18 protein-coding genes are annotated in these 15,251 nt (G+C 60.9%); 10 read left to right on the plus strand and 8 right to left on the minus strand.

The window, feature by feature from the left end; genetic code table 11:
• Positions 1–89: 89 nt before the first annotated feature.
• Complete coding sequence (locus ACYZTY_RS05785) at positions 90–683, minus strand: nitroreductase family protein (RefSeq protein ID WP_131060411.1); 594 nt, start codon at positions 681–683, stop codon at positions 90–92.
• A gap of 278 nt (positions 684–961) precedes the next feature.
• On the opposite strand from ACYZTY_RS05785, the gene ACYZTY_RS05790 reads away from it, so the two are divergent.
• Together ACYZTY_RS05790 and ACYZTY_RS05795 are read left to right on the plus strand one after the other, a co-directional pair.
• Positions 962–1,411, plus strand: coding sequence for a YcgN family cysteine cluster protein (locus ACYZTY_RS05790; RefSeq protein WP_461957674.1), 450 nt, complete (start codon positions 962–964; stop codon positions 1,409–1,411).
• Between the two features lie 18 nt (positions 1,412–1,429).
• A complete protein-coding gene (locus ACYZTY_RS05795; RefSeq protein WP_461957675.1) occupies positions 1,430–2,659 on the plus strand; it encodes a hypothetical protein in 1,230 nt (409 codons plus the stop codon).
• A gap of 114 nt (positions 2,660–2,773) precedes the next feature.
• Here the strand turns inward: ACYZTY_RS05795 and ACYZTY_RS05800 are convergent, their stop codons facing one another.
• The 4 genes from ACYZTY_RS05800 to ACYZTY_RS05815 all read right to left on the minus strand — a co-directional run bounded on the left by ACYZTY_RS05800 (position 2,774) and on the right by ACYZTY_RS05815 (position 5,017).
• Positions 2,774–3,151 carry a YgaP family membrane protein gene (locus ACYZTY_RS05800; RefSeq protein ID WP_461957676.1) on the minus strand — a complete coding sequence of 126 codons (378 nt, stop codon included), beginning with the start codon at positions 3,149–3,151 and terminating at the stop codon, positions 2,774–2,776.
• 81 nt (positions 3,152–3,232) lie between these two features.
• Positions 3,233–3,703, minus strand: coding sequence for an RNA methyltransferase (locus ACYZTY_RS05805; protein WP_008153126.1), 471 nt, complete (start codon positions 3,701–3,703; stop codon positions 3,233–3,235).
• Positions 3,704–3,907: 204 nt separating this feature from the next.
• Positions 3,908–4,282, minus strand: coding sequence for a YajD family HNH nuclease (locus ACYZTY_RS05810; RefSeq protein ID WP_461957677.1), 375 nt, complete (start codon positions 4,280–4,282; stop codon positions 3,908–3,910).
• A 48-nt stretch (positions 4,283–4,330) separates the two neighbouring features.
• Entirely contained in the window at positions 4,331–5,017 is a 687-nt protein-coding gene (locus ACYZTY_RS05815; protein ID WP_027925870.1) for a spermidine synthase, read from the minus strand.
• 80 nt (positions 5,018–5,097) lie between these two features.
• On the opposite strand from ACYZTY_RS05815, the gene ACYZTY_RS05820 reads away from it, so the two are divergent.
• Complete coding sequence (locus ACYZTY_RS05820) at positions 5,098–5,388, plus strand: hypothetical protein (protein WP_461957678.1); 291 nt, start codon at positions 5,098–5,100, stop codon at positions 5,386–5,388.
• Here ACYZTY_RS05820 and ACYZTY_RS05825 read toward each other — a convergent pair.
• Together ACYZTY_RS05825 and ACYZTY_RS05830 are read right to left on the minus strand one after the other, a co-directional pair.
• Positions 5,385–5,858 (minus strand): cyclic nucleotide-binding domain-containing protein, encoded by a 474-nt coding sequence (locus tag ACYZTY_RS05825; RefSeq protein WP_403099087.1) that lies wholly within the window; start codon positions 5,856–5,858, stop codon positions 5,385–5,387. The two genes, ACYZTY_RS05820 and ACYZTY_RS05825, sit on opposite strands and share 4 nt — an antisense overlap.
• A gap of 188 nt (positions 5,859–6,046) precedes the next feature.
• A complete protein-coding gene (locus tag ACYZTY_RS05830) occupies positions 6,047–8,101 on the minus strand; it encodes a S9 family peptidase (protein ID WP_461957679.1) in 2,055 nt (684 codons plus the stop codon).
• A 249-nt stretch (positions 8,102–8,350) separates the two neighbouring features.
• Here ACYZTY_RS05830 and ACYZTY_RS05835 point away from each other — a divergent pair, with 249 nt between their 5' ends.
• From ACYZTY_RS05835 to ACYZTY_RS05845, 3 genes are read left to right on the plus strand one after another with little or no spacing between them, the layout of a single operon-like run.
• Entirely contained in the window at positions 8,351–8,848 is a 498-nt protein-coding gene (locus tag ACYZTY_RS05835) for an MFS transporter (RefSeq protein ID WP_461957680.1), read from the plus strand.
• A gap of 32 nt (positions 8,849–8,880) precedes the next feature.
• Positions 8,881–9,657 (plus strand): class II glutamine amidotransferase, encoded by a 777-nt coding sequence (locus ACYZTY_RS05840; RefSeq protein ID WP_461957681.1) that lies wholly within the window; start codon positions 8,881–8,883, stop codon positions 9,655–9,657.
• 12 nt (positions 9,658–9,669) lie between these two features.
• A complete protein-coding gene (locus tag ACYZTY_RS05845; protein ID WP_448092066.1) occupies positions 9,670–10,212 on the plus strand; it encodes a DUF2937 family protein in 543 nt (180 codons plus the stop codon).
• 191 nt (positions 10,213–10,403) lie between these two features.
• Here ACYZTY_RS05845 and ACYZTY_RS05850 read toward each other — a convergent pair whose 3' ends face one another.
• Complete coding sequence (locus ACYZTY_RS05850) at positions 10,404–11,318, minus strand: LysR family transcriptional regulator (protein ID WP_461957682.1); 915 nt, start codon at positions 11,316–11,318, stop codon at positions 10,404–10,406.
• A gap of 158 nt (positions 11,319–11,476) precedes the next feature.
• On the opposite strand from ACYZTY_RS05850, the gene ACYZTY_RS05855 reads away from it, so the two are divergent.
• The 4 genes from ACYZTY_RS05855 (at position 11,477) to ACYZTY_RS05870 (ending at position 15,202) form a co-directional block, all read left to right on the plus strand.
• Entirely contained in the window at positions 11,477–12,763 is a 1,287-nt protein-coding gene (locus tag ACYZTY_RS05855; RefSeq protein WP_461957683.1) for an MFS transporter, read from the plus strand.
• A gap of 62 nt (positions 12,764–12,825) precedes the next feature.
• Positions 12,826–13,578: a 5-oxoprolinase subunit PxpA gene (locus ACYZTY_RS05860; protein WP_461957684.1), complete on the plus strand. Its 753-nt coding sequence runs from the start codon at positions 12,826–12,828 to the stop codon at positions 13,576–13,578.
• Positions 13,575–14,279 carry a 5-oxoprolinase subunit PxpB gene (pxpB, locus tag ACYZTY_RS05865; RefSeq protein WP_461957685.1) on the plus strand — a complete coding sequence of 235 codons (705 nt, stop codon included), beginning with the start codon at positions 13,575–13,577 and terminating at the stop codon, positions 14,277–14,279. Before ACYZTY_RS05860 ends, pxpB begins: the two co-directional genes overlap by 4 nt.
• Positions 14,276–15,202 carry a 5-oxoprolinase subunit C family protein gene (locus tag ACYZTY_RS05870; RefSeq protein ID WP_461957686.1) on the plus strand — a complete coding sequence of 309 codons (927 nt, stop codon included), beginning with the start codon at positions 14,276–14,278 and terminating at the stop codon, positions 15,200–15,202. Before pxpB ends, ACYZTY_RS05870 begins: the two co-directional genes overlap by 4 nt.
• Positions 15,203–15,251 lie beyond the last annotated feature (49 nt).

Here is a 15,251-nt window from a genome sequence, read left to right on the forward strand (position 1 = left end):
CGATGGCGGTATGTCAGTCAACATTGATGTTGAATGTGCCGGCCTCATCGCGAGCAGTCACGCTCCCACATTTGGTTTTGTGGTGTGGCTTAGAGGGTGAAGTCGCCTTCAGCCGCGAGTTCGCTCAGCGGGCGACGTGGGCTTGGTTCTTCGCGCGCTTGCAGGTAATCGGCCAGCGTCGCTTTATCGCCCAGTTTGCCCACGGCCACCGCTGCGTGCAGCGCATAACCTTCTGGAATGTTCAGCTCCTTGCGGGTCAGGTCCTGGTCGAAACCGGCCATGCCGTGGGTGTGCCAGCCGCTGATGCTTGCTTGCAGCGCCAGGTGACCCCACGCCGAACCGGTGTCGAAGGTGTGCCACAGGGCCGGGGTTTCTTCGGTGGCGCCGGGTACGGCGAAGGTGGTTTTCGAGATCACGATCACCAGCGCCGAAGCGTGTTGCGCCCAGCCGCGGTTGAATTCGTTCAGCAAGCCCAGAAAGCGCTCCCAGTTCGGCGTGTCGCGACGCGCGTAGAGAAACCGCCAAGGCTGCGAGTTGTAGGCCGATGGCGCCCAGCGTGCGGCTTCGAAGAAGCTCAGCAAGGTTTCTTCGGCAATGGTTTCGCCGGTGAAGGCGCGGGGCGACCAGCGATCGGTGAACTGAGGGTGGATCGCATAATCGGCAACGCGTGGATTTGCACTCATCAAGAGATTCCTTGCTTCGTTTGAAAGTGAGGGTCGTCTGAAACCTGCGGGCGCAGTTGAGCTGAGCGCTAAGGTTTTCCAGAGCCTGGCAGTTCACCTGAATGCAACGCGGTTGAGCGTTAATGGCATTTGGGCATGGCTCCTTGCGACTGGCAAAGCTACGTGGCGGCGCAATAACTGACAAGCCCCGTTCTACCGGCAGTCGCCAATGCTTGGCCCGCAAGGGCCTTGGCACTAGACTGGCGGCCTTTTCACCACCTGATGTCGATGCTCGAACCATGGCCGCCAACGTCGAACCGTTCTGGATACGCAAAACCCTCGATCAACTCGATCCACAGGAATGGGAATCGCTGTGCGACGGCTGTGGCCTGTGCTGCCTGCAAAAGCTCGAAGATGAAGACGACAACTCCGTCTATTACACGCGCATCGCCTGCAAACTGCTGGACCTGAACACCTGTCAGTGCACCGACTACCCGAACCGCCGGGAATTCGTCCCCGATTGCATCCAGCTCACGCCGGGCAAGGCAGACGAGTTCAAATGGCTGCCGCCGACCTGCGGTTATCGCCTGGTCAGCGAAGGCAAGGACCTGCCACTCTGGCATCACCTGGTGTGCGGTGATCGCGATGCGGTGCACCACGAACGTATTTCCCAGTCCGGGCGCATGCTCGCCGAAGGCAGCGTGGACGAAGATGACTGGGAAGATCATCTGATTTTCCGGGCAGGCTAGTTTTACAAAGGAGTGTGTATGGCTGTGGGATTGCGGCTGGCGTTGACTGTCGGGCTATTGGCCCTGAGTTCGTCCGTGTGGGCGGCGAAGAAGGTCGATCTGGATTATCACGTGCGCCTGCTGCCGCAAAGCGATCAGGCTGAAGTGCGACTGACGCTGGCCCAGGGCTCGGCGGTGCGCAGTCTGGATTTCGATCTGGGCGACGGCAGCCACTACAGTGACTTCAAGGCCGACGGCCAATGGCAGCTCACGCCGGGCGAGCAGGCGCGCGGGGTTTGGCGTCCGGCCACTGACAAGGCCAGCCTGACCTACCGCGTGCGCATCAGCCACGGTCGCAAGAGCGGCAGCTTCGATACACGCATGACCCCGACCTGGGCGCTGATGCGCGGCGACGATCTGGTGCCACCGGCCAAACTCGATCAGCAGGACGGCATCGAGCTGGTTTCACGCCTTGAATTCGAGTTGCCCAGCGGCTGGAAAAGCGTCGAAACCGCCTGGCCGCGAATCGGCAAGAACAAATTCCGCATCGAGAATGTCTCCCGACTGTTCGACCGTCCCACGGGCTGGATGCTCGCCGGCCACCTCGGCAGCCGTCGCACCCGGCTTGGGGAAACCGAAGTCACCGTCGCCTCGCCCCAAGGTCAGGGCATGCGCCGCATGGACGTGCTGACGCTGCTGACCTTTGTCTGGCCGCAGGTTCAAGCAGTGTTCCCGCGTCATCCCGCCAAACTGTTGATCGTCGGCGCCAACGATCCGATGTGGCGCGGTAGCCTCGCCGCGCGCGAATCGATCTACCTGAACACGCGTCTGCCCTTGGTCAGCGAAAGCGGCACCAGCGCGGTGATACGTGAACTGGCGCAGGTGTTCGCGCGGATCAACGACAAACAGCGCAGTGACTGGATCAGCGAAGGGTTTGCCGAGTACTACGCCATCGAACTGGTGCGCCGCGCCGGCGGCATGAGTGATGAGCGGTATGAAAATTTGCACCGCAAGTTGATCAAGGACAGCCAGAAAGTCACCACGTTGCGTGGCGAACAGGTGAGCCCGGCTCAGGTGTCGAAAGCGGTGTTGTTACTGCAGGAACTGGATCGCGAGATTCGCTTGAAGACGCGCAACAAGCGGTCGCTGGATGATGTGTTGCGTGGGGCGATGCATCTGGAGAGTGTGGATACCAAGGAGTTTGTGCAACTCGCGGAAAGCGTGATTGGCGAGTCTTCCAAAGTCCTTGATACCGAGTTACTCCAGTAACATCGCCTTCGCGGGCAAGCCTCGCTCCTACAGGGTTTTGTGTGTGATCACGCTAATCCTGTAGGAGCGAGGCTTGCCCGCGAAGAGGCCCTATGCCTCAACACATCTTCCGGATCAAACCCCGGCTTTAGGCGATTTCAACGAATCATTACCCGTCACCGTAGCGGTATTGGTCGCCGCCTCGGCATTCGCCTTCAACTTGCTCAACTCTTCTCCGGCCCGCTCGATCTTCGCCCGAACGTTGTTCATGTCCTGACGGCTTTTCTCCAGCAGGCTTTTCGCCGAGCTGTGCCCGGTAATCCCGCGAGCCAGCGCCACACCGCCGATCGCCACTTGAATCAGCCCGAAAAGACCGCCGCGACGCAGCCCTTTGCCCATCATCAGCACGCCACCGGCGAGAGAGCCGACGCGTTCCCAGCCGTGAACATTTTGCTCGGAATGAGTCTGGAACGGGGTGGATTCGATGCGTTCTACGCGTTTGAGTTCGCTCATGATCTGTCTCCAGGCATTCAACAATAGATAGTTAAGCTGACTACCGGAGCCGTCGGCTTGTTCCATCGAATGTGCGGTGATTCAGCGGAATTTTGCCCCGGAGCGGGTATTGAGACCTTTGGACATGCGGTCGTAGAGCACGACGTTGACCGTGGCGGCCAGGTTCATGCAGCCAGTGGTCGGGATGTAGACCACGTCTTCGCACCAGTCGCGAATCTCTTTATCCAGCGAGCCGTCTTCCGGGCCGAAGATGTACAGCGCGCGGTCCGGGTGGGTGTATTCGGGCAGCGAGCGGGCGCCTTCGACCAGCTCCACCGCAACGGGGACGCAGCCTAATGGCAGGATTTTCTTCAAATCGTCGATGCCGATCAGCGGGATGTCGTAGTGGACGCGCTTGGTGTCAGTCACGAAGTCGGCGGCGCGTTCATAGCGCTTGCCGGTGTAGAACACGGACGCCACGCCATAGCAGCCGGCGGCGCGCATGACCGAGCCGACGTTTTCCGGTGATTTGGGGTTATACAAACCAATGCAGCTGTACCGTTTATCTGCCACGAGCGGGGTGCCTTCGGGAAAAAACGGCGATTATACGGGGATTGGGGGAGGGGTGTTCAGTTTGGAGATTGGTGGTGTCGGGGAGATTGTCTTCGCGGGCAAGCCTCGCTCCTACAGGTATTGAGTCGCTCACAAACGGGTGAGCGACTCAATACCTGTAGGAGCGAGGCTTGCCCGCGAAGAGGCCAGTTCAGGCGCTAAAGATTACTCGTCTTTCTTCATCAGCCCAGCCAACGCCGCAAACGGGTTATGCGTCGCCTTGGCGATTTTCGGCGTGCTCAGTGAGCCTTCGTGAAAATACTGCTGGTCGGTATACCGCGAGTGTTCGTTGTCGTGGCAATACAGGCACAACAATTCCCAGTTCGAGCCGTCCTGAGGGTTGTTGTCGTGGTTGTGGTCGCGGTGGTGTACGGTCAGTTCGCTCAGGCGCTTGCCGGAGAACTCGCGGGCGCAGCGGCCGCACACGTGCGGATACATCTTCAGGGCCTTGTCGCGGTAACCCATTTCCTTGTCGCGCTGATTGTCGGCAAGGATGCGGTCCAGTTTCGACGTGTTGGTCGGAGGCGTTGACGAACTCATGGGTTCACCTTTGTAAAAGACTAATGACGGTTATGAACGAAGTTTAGCTCAGCCCTTGAGCTTCTCGGCAATCCAGATGGTGTGGCGCGTGCCTTTGTTGCCGTGGGCGAACACCTGGACTTCCTCGGCCTTGAAACCGGCCTTCTTCAATTTGTCGGAAAATTGCTTGTCGGCGCTGGCCGACCACACCGCCAGCACGCCTTTGGGCCGCAGGGCCTTGGCGCAGGCGCTCAGGCCGCCGGCGGAGTAAAGCCAGCTGTTGGCCCGTTGGGTCAGGCCTTCGGGGCCGTTGTCGACGTCGAGCATGATGGCGTCGAAACCTTGTGGCTCGGCTTGCAGCACTTTGGCCACGTCTTCCATGCGAATCACGGTGCGAGGGTCGAGCAGCGGGTTGCCGGCTTTCTCTCCCAGCGGCCCGCGATTCCACTCCACCACGCCAGGCACCAACTCGGCGACCACCACTTCAGCGGTCTTGCCCAAATGCTTGAGGGCCGAGGCGAGGGTGAAGCCCATGCCCAGGCCGCCGATCAGCACCCGCGAATTCGGCCGGCCGGCCACTTTGCGGCACGGGATCTCTGCCAGGGCATCTTCGGAACCGTGCATGCGGGTGTTCATCAGCTGCCCGCCGTCGCCGCCCTGGATCTTGATGACAAAATCTTCGCCATACTCGAACAGGCACAAGGCGCCGCCGTTTTCAGGGATAGGGGCGGTGTCGAGCAGAACGAAACGTTTCATGGAAATCTCAAATTGGGGGAAGGCAAACAGAGGCAGTTGGGAGTAGCCTGCCAATGACAACAAGGCCAACGGAGCCATTGATGAAGCGCACCATTCTAACGGTCATTGCCTTGGCCGCGCTCTCGATAACTGCGGTGCAGGCCCAGCAGTTGCAACCCGTTCCGATCAGCCCGGCACCGATGCCCGGTTCGCCCGGCACCGCGACCCCGACGCCGTATCCGCAAATCACCCCATCCACTGCACCCAGGACCGGGCCTGGCAGTGGCGGCCCACCGCTGGTACCGATCGAAATGCCCAGCCCTCCGACCAAGGATCTACCGCTGCCGGGGCTTGAGCCAAGCAGCACGAAGATCAAGTCGCCCGGGGGTTAAACCTGCTGCGAGAGCAGTTGCCCATCGGCCATGCGCAGGCGTTTGGAGAGGGCGACGGCGAGGGCGCGGATGATCTTGGCGGCGATTTTCGGCGCGTCGTTGATCATCTTTTCCAGAGAGTCCTTGCCCAGGTTAAGCAGCTGGCAATGGCTGGCGGCCACGCAACTGGCCGAACGTCGTTCGCCATCGAGCACGGCCATTTCGCCGAACGAGCGACCGCTGCGCAAGGTGGCCATGGTCACCAATTGCCCGTCGCCGTTGGTCTTCTGCACCGACACCTGGCCGGTGTGGATGATGCACATGAAGCTGCCGGCATCGCCCTCATGGAAAATCTCTTCGCCTTCGGGGATGGTGCTGATGCTGAAGTAGCCGGAAGCGGCGGCGAAGTCTGCTGGCAACAGCTGATCGAACAGGCCGCAGTCCATCAGCCAGTCGCGGATTTCGTTGTTCAGTAAGGTCGGTTCTGACATGTCGGCACGGTCTTTTTTTGTGTCTGGTTCCGGTCCGAATCCCTTGTAGGAGCGAGGCTTGCCCGCGAAGAGGCCGTAACATCCAACATCAATGTTGACTGTGAAAATGCCTTCGCGGGCAAGCCTCGCTCCTACAAGGGCCTAGCCCCGGTGTCTGGTGTTAAGACCAGCGCACCGGGCCAAGTTCCTCAGGCAATCCCCAAAACCTTGAAAACAAATGCGTATTCGAGTGCTACGTCACGCAATCCTTGATATCGACCGCTCATCCCGCCATGCCCGGCGCCCAGTTCGGTCTTGAGCAGCAGGGGATTGGTGTCGGTTTTGGTCGCGCGCAATTTCGCCACCCATTTCGCCGCTTCCCAGTACTGCACGCGGCTGTCGTTGTAGCCGGCGATCACCAGGGTCGCCGGATAGGCTTGCGCGGTGACGTTTTCGTACGGGGCGTAGGCCTTGATCCGATCATAAACGTCCGGCTCTTCAGGATTGCCCCACTCGTCGTATTCCGTAACCGTCAGCGGCAGGTCCGGGTCGAGCATGGTGTTGAGTACGTCGACGAACGGCACTTCGGCAATCGCCGCGCCGAACAGCTCCGGACGCTGATTGAGCACCGCGCCGATCAGCAATCCGCCGGCACTGCCGCCGCTGATCGCCAATTGTTGCGAAGTGGTGAAACCGTTGTCGATCAGGTGTTCGGCACAGGCGATAAAGTCGCTGAAGGTGTTGTGCTTGTGTTCCTGCTTACCGGCGCGATACCAGGCTTCGCCCAGTTCACCGCCGCCACGCACGTGGGCGATGGCAAAGGCCACGCCGCGGTCCAGCAAACTCAGGCGGGCGTGGGAGAACCACGGGTCGAGGCTCTCGCCGTAAGCGCCGTAGCCGTAGAGATACAGTGGCGTCGGTTTGCCGAGTGCTTCGCGTTTGACCACCAGGCTGATCGGCACTTGCGTGCCGTCGGGTGCCGTCGCCCACAGGCGCTGGCTGACGTAAGCGTCGGCGTCGAACGGGCCGAGCACCGGGGTTTCCTTGAGGACTTTCTGCTCGCCACTGTCCAGTTCAAGCTGACGGATTTGCGCCGGACGGTTCAAGGCCTCGTAACGCAGGCGGATCCTGTCGCTGACAAACTCCAGGCTGTTCTGCACATGCAGGCTGTACGCCGCATCCGGCAGTTGCACGCGGTAGCTCGGCAGGTCTTGCGGGTGGACTTCAATCACCGGCAAGCCGCCGACCCGCAGGCTCAGGGTCATCGCGCCGACGTTCAGGCTCATGCCTTCGATCATCGTGGTGTCGCTGTGGGGGATTAGGTTCTGCCAGTCGGCCTCAGTGGGCGCCACGCCGGTATCGACGGCGGTATACAGGGCAAAGTTGATGCCGTCGCGGTTGGTACGGATGAACCAGGCCCACTCGCCGTTCAGCGTGCCGTGGTCGACGTCGTACTCATGGTCTTCAACCCGTGGCGCCAGGCACGTAAAGGCTTGCTGCGGCTGCGAGGCGTCGAGGACCCAGACTTCGCTGGTGGTCTTGCTGCCCAGCGACAGCAGCAGTTGCTGTTCGGAACTGGAGCGGTAGCAATGCAGGAAGAATCGTCCGTCCGGCTCATTGAACACTTCTTCGGCCGCCGTGCCGTCCAGTCGATAGCGCAACAGTTTGTGCGGGCGGTGGGTGTCGTCCAGTTCGCCGAAAAACAGGGTCAGGCTGTCGTTGGCCCAGGTCATGCTGCCGTCGCAGTCCTGAAATTCCAGCTCGCTGACACGGCCGCTGGATAATTCCTTCACGAACAGCGTGTAAATCTCATCGCCCGTGGCGTCGATGCTGTAGGCCAGGCGCTGATGATCCGGGCTGATGCTGAACGCGCCGAGGGAAAAGAAGCCGCCGTTGGCCAATTCGTTTGGGTCCAGCAGCAGTTGTTCCTGGCTTTCGTCGAGCTGCAGGCTGTCATCGGCCGGACGCGGGCAGCGGTAGTGGCGGGCGTATTCGTCACCGGCGGTGGTGCGCGTGTAATACAGGTACGGGCCCCACGGGGAGGGCAGCGACAGGTCGGTTTCGAGGATCCGGCCCTTGATCTCTTCGAACAGGGTTTCGCGCAGCCCGGCCTGATCGGCGGTTTGCGCCTCTTGATAACTGTTTTCAGCCTTGAGGTAGTCGAGCACCGCGTCGGTGTCGCGCTCCTGCAGCCAGGCATACGGGTCATCACCCTCGGCCTTGTGGGCGATAGGGGCGTCGGAAACGTTGGCGGATAAAGGCATGAAGGACTCTCGAACGTTGTACGGAAAATAGGGTTTCGCAGACAGCACGCAAATCTTGATGCCTGTGCAGTCCCTGTAGGAGTGAGCCTGCTCGCGATAGCGGACTGCCAGACAACATGAATGTTGAATGTACTGACCTCATCGCGAGCAAGCTCGCTCCCACAGGTTCTGTGTCTTGACCGACTGGCATTGGGGCAAGCCTGACGGGCGAAAAGTCGTTACTATAAGCGCCTCTTTGCCTGCCTTGCCATGGACACCATGACCGAGAACGACTATCTGATCGCCTGGGGCCTCTACGCCTTTGCCGCTTTAGGCTGCCTGTTGGTGTGGATGCGCATGACCCGCTGGATGTGGCGTTGGCTGCGCGAACCGCTGCGGCTGCTGGTTGCCGTGCTGCTGTTCAGCCCGACCATCATCGACCCGGTGAAGGAAAAAGTGGCCCCGGCCATCGCCATTACCGCGCTCGATCTGTTGTTCAAAGTGGGCAACAACGCCTGGCGGGCGGTTTCCGATCTGTTCATGTACGGCATGATCGCCTTCGGCATTTACCTGGTTTACGTGGCGATCCGCTTTCCGCTCGAACGCGCCTCCAACGCTCGCAAGGAACAGGCTGCCGCCGCGAAGGCCGCAGCCCGGGCCGACGACCCTGAAGACGATCATCCTTTCGGCGGTGCCGGCGATGATCGTTACGGTCGTCCGCCAGTGCCGAGCAACCCTCAGCGATTGCGGGTCGAACCGCGTTTGTAACCTTGCCCCTGCCTTCCATCGAGAGTCCGAGCATGTGTGAGTTATTGGGCATGAGCGCCAATGTGCCGACCGATATCGTGTTCAGCTTCACCGGGCTGATGCAGCGCGGCGGCCGTACCGGTCCGCACCGTGACGGTTGGGGCATCGCCTTCTACGAGGGCCGTGGCCTGCGGCTGTTTCAGGACCCGGCGGCAAGCTGCGAGTCCGAAGTGGCAAACCTGGTGCAGCGCTATCCGATCAAAAGCGAAGTGGTGATCGGGCACATTCGCCAGGCCAACGTTGGCAAGGTCTGCCTGTCCAACACGCACCCTTTCGTGCGTGAACTGTGGGGGCGCAACTGGTGTTTCGCCCACAACGGTCAGCTTGCGGATTTTGAACCGATCAAAAGCTTTTACCGCCCCGTCGGTGATACCGACAGCGAAGCGGCGTTCTGCGATTTGCTCAACCGCGTGCGCGCAGCGTTTCCGGAACCGGTGGAGATCGAAGCGTTGCTGCCGGACCTGGTTGCCGCTTGCGCCGAATACCGCAGCAAAGGCGTGTTCAACTGCCTGTTGAGCGACGGCGACTGGCTGTTCTGCTATTGCTCGACCAAATTGGCCCAGATTACCCGTCGCGCGCCGTTCGGCCCGGCACGGTTGAAGGATGTCGATGTGATCGTCGATTTCCAGGCCGAAACCACGCCCAACGATGTGGTCACGGTGATCGCCACCGAACCCCTGACCGAAAACGAAACCTGGACCCGTTACGAACCGGGCCAATGGAGCCTCTGGCGACGCGGCGAATGCGTCAGCCAGGGCCAGACCGAATAAGGATCTCACCCGATGTTGCTCAGTTATCTACGGCTGGTGTTGTTTGCGGCGGGCCTGTTGATCGGTGTCCAGGTGCCGGGGTTCATCAACGATTACGCCAAGCGGGTCGAAGCGCATCTGATTGAAGCGCAGACCGGCTTGAGCGGTTTTCAGGGTACAGCCAATCAGTTCTTCAAGGGCGATATGCAGGCATTGGTCGCGCATTACCGTGCCAGCGAAGACCCGATTTTTCGCAGCGACGCCGACAGCCTGAGCACCTTGCTCACCCGTCAGCTGGCGCTCGATAAACAGTTCCAGGCCATGCAGGGCCCGTGGTACATCCGCGTCCTGCAGGTTGCGCTGGCGGCTGATCCGGATATCCGCAAGGAAACCTGGAATGGCTACAGCTACCAGATCCTGCTGACACCGGAAGCGATGATCTGGGGCATGAGCGGCGCGTTGCTCCTGTCCTTCGGCATTGAATGCCTGTTCCGTCTGATCGACTGGGTGGTGCTGGGCGGCAAACGCCTGCGCCAGAGCCGCCCGATCGAAGACCGGGATGTGCGTGGGTTGTAAGGCGCATCGCGGACACCTGTAGCAGCTGTCGAGCACCGCGAGGCAGCGTTCGGCGGCGAAGCCGTCGCAAACCTGGCATGCAAGGTTTTCCTGATACACCGCGGGGGCTGGTTTTACGACGGCTTCGTCCGAACGCGGCCCGCACCGAACGCTGCCTCGCGGTGCTCGACAGCTGCTACAAAAGCAAAAGCTCAGCGCGCCAGGGTGATGTAGTCTTCGCCCACCTTGCGCGCATACCCTTCCAGCACCTGCTGACACAACGCCACAATCTCCTCGACCCACTCCACACCAACCCGCCACGACACCACGACCTGCAAATTCGGCAACTGCTGATCGATGGCCAGCAAGGTCAGTTCCCCCCGCGCCAGTTCCTCGGCCACCAGGACCGGCGGTAACGCACCAATCCCGAATCCGTCACGCAGCAGCCGGGTAATCGCCGACACAGAGTTCACGCAGTTCAGCCGGGGCGTCATCACCCCGTTAGCCTGCATCAGACTCAAAATGTCCTGATGCGGATGTGAGTTCTTCGAGTAAGTAATGATTCGCTCTCGCGCCACATCGGCAATGCCTGAGTACTCACGGTTGTAGATCGAGTTACTGGCCACAATCCAGCCCATCGGATGGCTCGCCAGCTCCAGGCTGCGCACGCTTTCCTGACGCACCAGGTCGGTTTGCAGGATCAGATCGAGAAAGCCTTTTTGCAGCTGATCGCAGAGGTTGAGCGCCGTATCGGCCACCAGCTCGATTTCCACCAGCGGGTAATGATCCATCATCTGTGCCACCAACGGGCTCAACCATGTGTGGATCACCGTGTCCATCACGCCGATCCGCACGCGCCCGACCTTGCTCGAACGCGTCTCGATCGACTGCTTGAGGGCCTGCATGGTGTCCATCATCTGCTCGGCATACTCGAGCACTTTCAAGCCTTCGGGCGTCAGGCTCACGCCCCGCGAATCACGCAGAAACAACTTCACCCCGAGCTCGCCTTCGAGCACCGCGATGCGACTGGAAATCGATGCCTGGGTGGTGAAGAGCTTGTCTGCCGTCAGGCGAAAACTCTTGAGTCGGGCGACCCAGACGAAGGTCTCGAGAAACTTCAAATTCATGGGATCTGCTCGGGGATAAAGAATTCTTATGTCTAGGGCGGGGTTTTATTAGTTGGACGGAACGGGGCAGGGCGCCCAAAAATCGGGCCATCCGGTTCCCACGATAGGCGTCGTCGGGGCTCAGAACAATACCAATAAAATTTGCACGGAGATTCGCCATGAGTGCGCCCGACACCACCGCCATCCCGAAAGCCACGGCTCGCCCGGGACCTTTCGACTGGTATCGCAACATCAATCAGCAGGAACGCCGCACCTTCTGGAGCTGCAAGATCGGCTATGGCCTGGACGGCATGGACACTCAGATGCTCAGCTTCGTGGTGCCAACCCTGATTGCCATGTGGGGCATCACCACCGGCGAGGCCGGACTGATTCACACCAGCACCCTAATTGCTTCGGCCATCGGTGGCTGGGTGGCGGGAATTTTGTCGGACCGTATCGGCCGCGTGCGCACCTTGCAACTGACGGTGCTGTGGTTCGCCTTCTTCACCTTCCTCTGCGGCTTCGCGCAAAACTACGAGCAACTATTGATCAGCCGCACCTTGATGGGCTTCGGCTTTGGCGGTGAGTGGACCGCCGGCGCGGTGCTGATGGGCGAGGTGATTCGCGCCAAGGACCGCGGCAAAGCGGTGGGCATGGTGCAATCGGGCTGGGCGCTGGGTTGGGGGCTGACGGCGATTCTCTATGCGCTGCTGTTCTCGGTATTGCCGCCGGAAGATGCCTGGCGCGCGCTGTTCATCCTTGGCATCGTGCCGGCAATTTTCGTTATTTTCGTCCGTCGACTGGTCAAGGACCCGGAAATCTACCGCGAAGCCAAAGCCAAACAGGAACCCGGTAACGCGGCGAAGTTCTACGAGATCTTCGCCCCCGGCATCCTGTTCACTACGATTCGCGCGTCGGTGCTGACTACTGGCGCACTGGGCGGTTACTACGCGATCACCTCCTGGCTGCCGACTTTTCTGAAGAACGAGCGCGGTTTGAGCGTACTCGGCACGGGCGGTTATCTGGCGATGGTGATCGTCGGTTCCTACGTCGGCTACGTCATCAGTGCGTATTTGACTGACATCCTCGGCCGCAAAAAGAACTTCATCCTGTTCGCCGTGGGCTCGTTCACCATCGTGCTGCTCTACACCCAATTGCCGGTCAGTAACGGTGTGATGCTGTGGCTGGGCTTCCCGCTGGGCTTCTTCGCTTCGGGGATTTTCAGTGGCATGGGCGCGTTTTTGACCGAGCTGTTTCCGACACGGATTCGCGGTTCGGGCCAGGGCTTCTGCTACAACATCGGCCGGGCGTTGGCGGCGTTGTTCCCGCTGCTGATCGGTTTGCTGAGTCAGACGGTGCCGTTGAGCGTAGGCATCGGGGCGTTTGCAGCGGTGTCCTACGGCGTGGTGATCCTTGCAGCGTTGAGCCTGCCGGAAACCCGTGGCAAACAACTCGACGCCCAGTAACTGATAATCTGCGGGGATCTGCCCGGCAGTAAAAAAAGAAAATGCCTACAGGAGTGTTCACCGTGAGCCGCCTGCTATTGAACTGCGACATCGGCGAGAGTTTCGGCAACTGGACCATGGGTCTGGACGCCGAGGTCATGCCTTTCATTGATTGTGCCAATATCGCCTGTGGCTTCCATGCCGGCGACCCGAGCATCATGCGCAAGACCGTCAGCCTGGCCCTGAGCAACGGCGTGAAGATCGGCGCGCACCCGGCCTATCAGGATCTGGTGGGTTTCGGCCGCCGCTCCATGACCTACGCCGCCCAGGAACTTCAGGACATTCTGCATTACCAGATCGGTGCCCTCGACGGCATTTGCCGGGCTCAGGGCGGGCGCCTCAGCTACGTCAAACCTCACGGCGCGATGTACAACGACATGATGGCCAACCCGGCGCAATTGCGCGCGGTGCTTCAGGCCGTGGCGGCGTATGACCGGACCTTGCCGCTGATGCTGATGGCCACTCGCGACAACAGCGCCGCGCAGCAACTGGGTGATGAATACGGCGTGACCCTGTGGTTCGAAGCCTTCGCCGATCGCGCCTACGACAGCGCCGGGATGCTGGTTTCGCGGCAACTGCCGGGGGCGGTGCACCACGATCCCGAGAGAATTATCGAGCAAGCGCTGACCATCGCCCGTGGCGATAACCTCACCGCCAGCGACGGCAGCGCCTTGCATTTACAGGCCAACACCCTTTGCGTCCACGGCGACAACGCCAGTTCGGTGGCGGCCGTGCGCCGGATTCGCGAAGCCCTTGATCAGCAGAGCGCACCATGAAATTTCGGGTTGAGGTGGTGGCGCTGGATTGTCTGATGGTGCGGCTGTTCGATGAAATTGCCGAAGCCAACATGCCATGGATGCTGGCGGCCAGCGAAAACCTGCGTGCGGCGTTCGCCGGGCATCTGATCGATCTGGTGCCGTCTTACACGACGTTGATGGTGCATTACGATCTGACCGCGTTAAGCCCGGCTCAGGCCCGGGAACTGATCGCCGAAGCGCTGATCGACCTGTCGCCCAATGCCCGCACCAGTGGCAAATGCCATGTGCTGCCGGTCTGGTATGACTTGAGCGTCGGCCCGGAGTTGAGCCTGTTGTCTCAGCGCAGCGGGCTGTCGGTGGACAAGGTGATCCGCCGTCACAGTGAGCGTGAATATCAGGTGTTCGCCTTGGGCTTTGCACCGGGGTTCGCCTTCATGGGGCTGGTGGAGGAAGTACTCGCCGCGCCACGCCTGAATACACCACGCAAAAAGGTTGCCGCCGGCAGCGTCGGTATCGCCGAGCGGCAAACCGCTGCTTACCCGGTGGTTTCCCCCGGCGGCTGGAACCTGATTGGCCGCACGCCGGCTAAATTGTTCGACCGCGAACGCGACGGCTACAGCCTGATGCAACCGGGTGACACCGTGCGCTTTGAAGCGGTCAGTCATGCCGAGTTCATCAACCTGGGCGGTGACGACACACCATTGGAGGCCCAGGCATGAGCCGTCTATTGATTGAGGCGAGTACGCCGCTGTGCCTGTTGCAGGACGCTGGCCGTTTCGGTGTGCGGCATCTGGGCGTGACCCAGGGCGGCGGGCTGGATTGGCGCTCGATGTCGTGGGCCAACTGGCTGCTGGGTAACGGGCTGGATGCGCCGGTGATTGAAATCACCCTCGGCGGATTCAGCGTCGTGGCCGAGGAGGATTGCGTGTTGGCGCTGGCCGGGGCGGACCTAGGTGCGCAAGTGGATGGTGAGGCACTGGCGCCGTGGCGCAGTTTCCGGCTGAACAAAGGCCAGCGTTTGCAGTTCACTCAGCCGTTGCTCGGGGCGCGGGCGTATCTGGCGGCGCCGGGAGGGTTTGAGGCGCCGAAGGTGCTGGGCAGCAGCGCGACGGTGGTGCGTGAAGAACTCGGCGGCCTGGATGGAATGGGCCGGCCTTTGGCCAAAGGCGCGCCGTTGAGCTATAGCGGCAGTGCGCTGTTATTGCTGCGGGAGTTACCGGTAGAACATCGGCCGGATTTCAAAGTCGATTCGCCACTGGATCTGGTCCTCGGCGCGCAGATCGGTGAGTTCAGCGGGCAAAGTCTGTTCGACGCGTTCAACAGCGTCTGGACCCTCGACAGCCGTGCCGACCGCATGGGTATTCGCTTGCTGGGAACGGCGTTGCAGTACCAGGGCAAACCGATGATTTCCGAAGGCATACCCCTCGGCGCCGTCCAAGTGCCGCCGGATGGGCAGCCGATTGTGTTGCTCAATGATCGGCAGACCATTGGCGGTTATCCGCGATTGGGGGCGTTGACGCCGTTGGCGCTGGCACGGCTGGCGCAGTGCTTGCCGGGGGCGAAGGTGCGGTTGCGGCCGGTGGTGCAGGATGTTGCGCATCGGGAGCAGGTCAAGTATTTGCGCCGATTTTCAGACCGCTAAAAGCTTCGCGGGCAAGCCTCGCTCCTACAGGGTTGGTGCATGACGCACG

The organism is Pseudomonas sp. LB1P83, assembly GCF_054897885.1.

Bases quoted from the DNA above. Each gene is read 5' to 3' on its own strand.
- ACYZTY_RS05820 (WP_461957678.1), top strand. From the start codon at position 5,098: ATGAAGCGCACCATTCTAACGGTCATTGCCTTGGCCGCGCTCTCGATA.
- ACYZTY_RS05810 (WP_461957677.1), bottom strand. From the start codon at position 4,282: ATGAGTTCGTCAACGCCTCCGACCAACACGTCGAAACTGGACCGCATC.
- ACYZTY_RS05870 (WP_461957686.1), top strand. From the start codon at position 14,276: ATGAGCCGTCTATTGATTGAGGCGAGTACGCCGCTGTGCCTGTTGCAG.
- ACYZTY_RS05785 (WP_131060411.1), bottom strand. From the start codon at position 683: ATGAGTGCAAATCCACGCGTTGCCGATTATGCGATCCACCCTCAGTTC.
- ACYZTY_RS05855 (WP_461957683.1), top strand. From the start codon at position 11,477: ATGAGTGCGCCCGACACCACCGCCATCCCGAAAGCCACGGCTCGCCCG.
- ACYZTY_RS05850 (WP_461957682.1), bottom strand. From the start codon at position 11,318: ATGAATTTGAAGTTTCTCGAGACCTTCGTCTGGGTCGCCCGACTCAAG.
- ACYZTY_RS05815 (WP_027925870.1), bottom strand. From the start codon at position 5,017: ATGAAACGTTTCGTTCTGCTCGACACCGCCCCTATCCCTGAAAACGGC.
- ACYZTY_RS05845 (WP_448092066.1), top strand. From the start codon at position 9,670: ATGTTGCTCAGTTATCTACGGCTGGTGTTGTTTGCGGCGGGCCTGTTG.
- ACYZTY_RS05800 (WP_461957676.1), bottom strand. From the start codon at position 3,151: ATGAGCGAACTCAAACGCGTAGAACGCATCGAATCCACCCCGTTCCAG.
- ACYZTY_RS05825 (WP_403099087.1), bottom strand. From the start codon at position 5,858: ATGTCAGAACCGACCTTACTGAACAACGAAATCCGCGACTGGCTGATG.
- ACYZTY_RS05795 (WP_461957675.1), top strand. From the start codon at position 1,430: ATGGCTGTGGGATTGCGGCTGGCGTTGACTGTCGGGCTATTGGCCCTG.
- ACYZTY_RS05840 (WP_461957681.1), top strand. From the start codon at position 8,881: ATGTGTGAGTTATTGGGCATGAGCGCCAATGTGCCGACCGATATCGTG.
- ACYZTY_RS05790 (WP_461957674.1), top strand. From the start codon at position 962: ATGGCCGCCAACGTCGAACCGTTCTGGATACGCAAAACCCTCGATCAA.
- ACYZTY_RS05835 (WP_461957680.1), top strand. From the start codon at position 8,351: ATGGACACCATGACCGAGAACGACTATCTGATCGCCTGGGGCCTCTAC.
- pxpB (WP_461957685.1), top strand. From the start codon at position 13,575: ATGAAATTTCGGGTTGAGGTGGTGGCGCTGGATTGTCTGATGGTGCGG.
- ACYZTY_RS05830 (WP_461957679.1), bottom strand. From the start codon at position 8,101: ATGCCTTTATCCGCCAACGTTTCCGACGCCCCTATCGCCCACAAGGCC.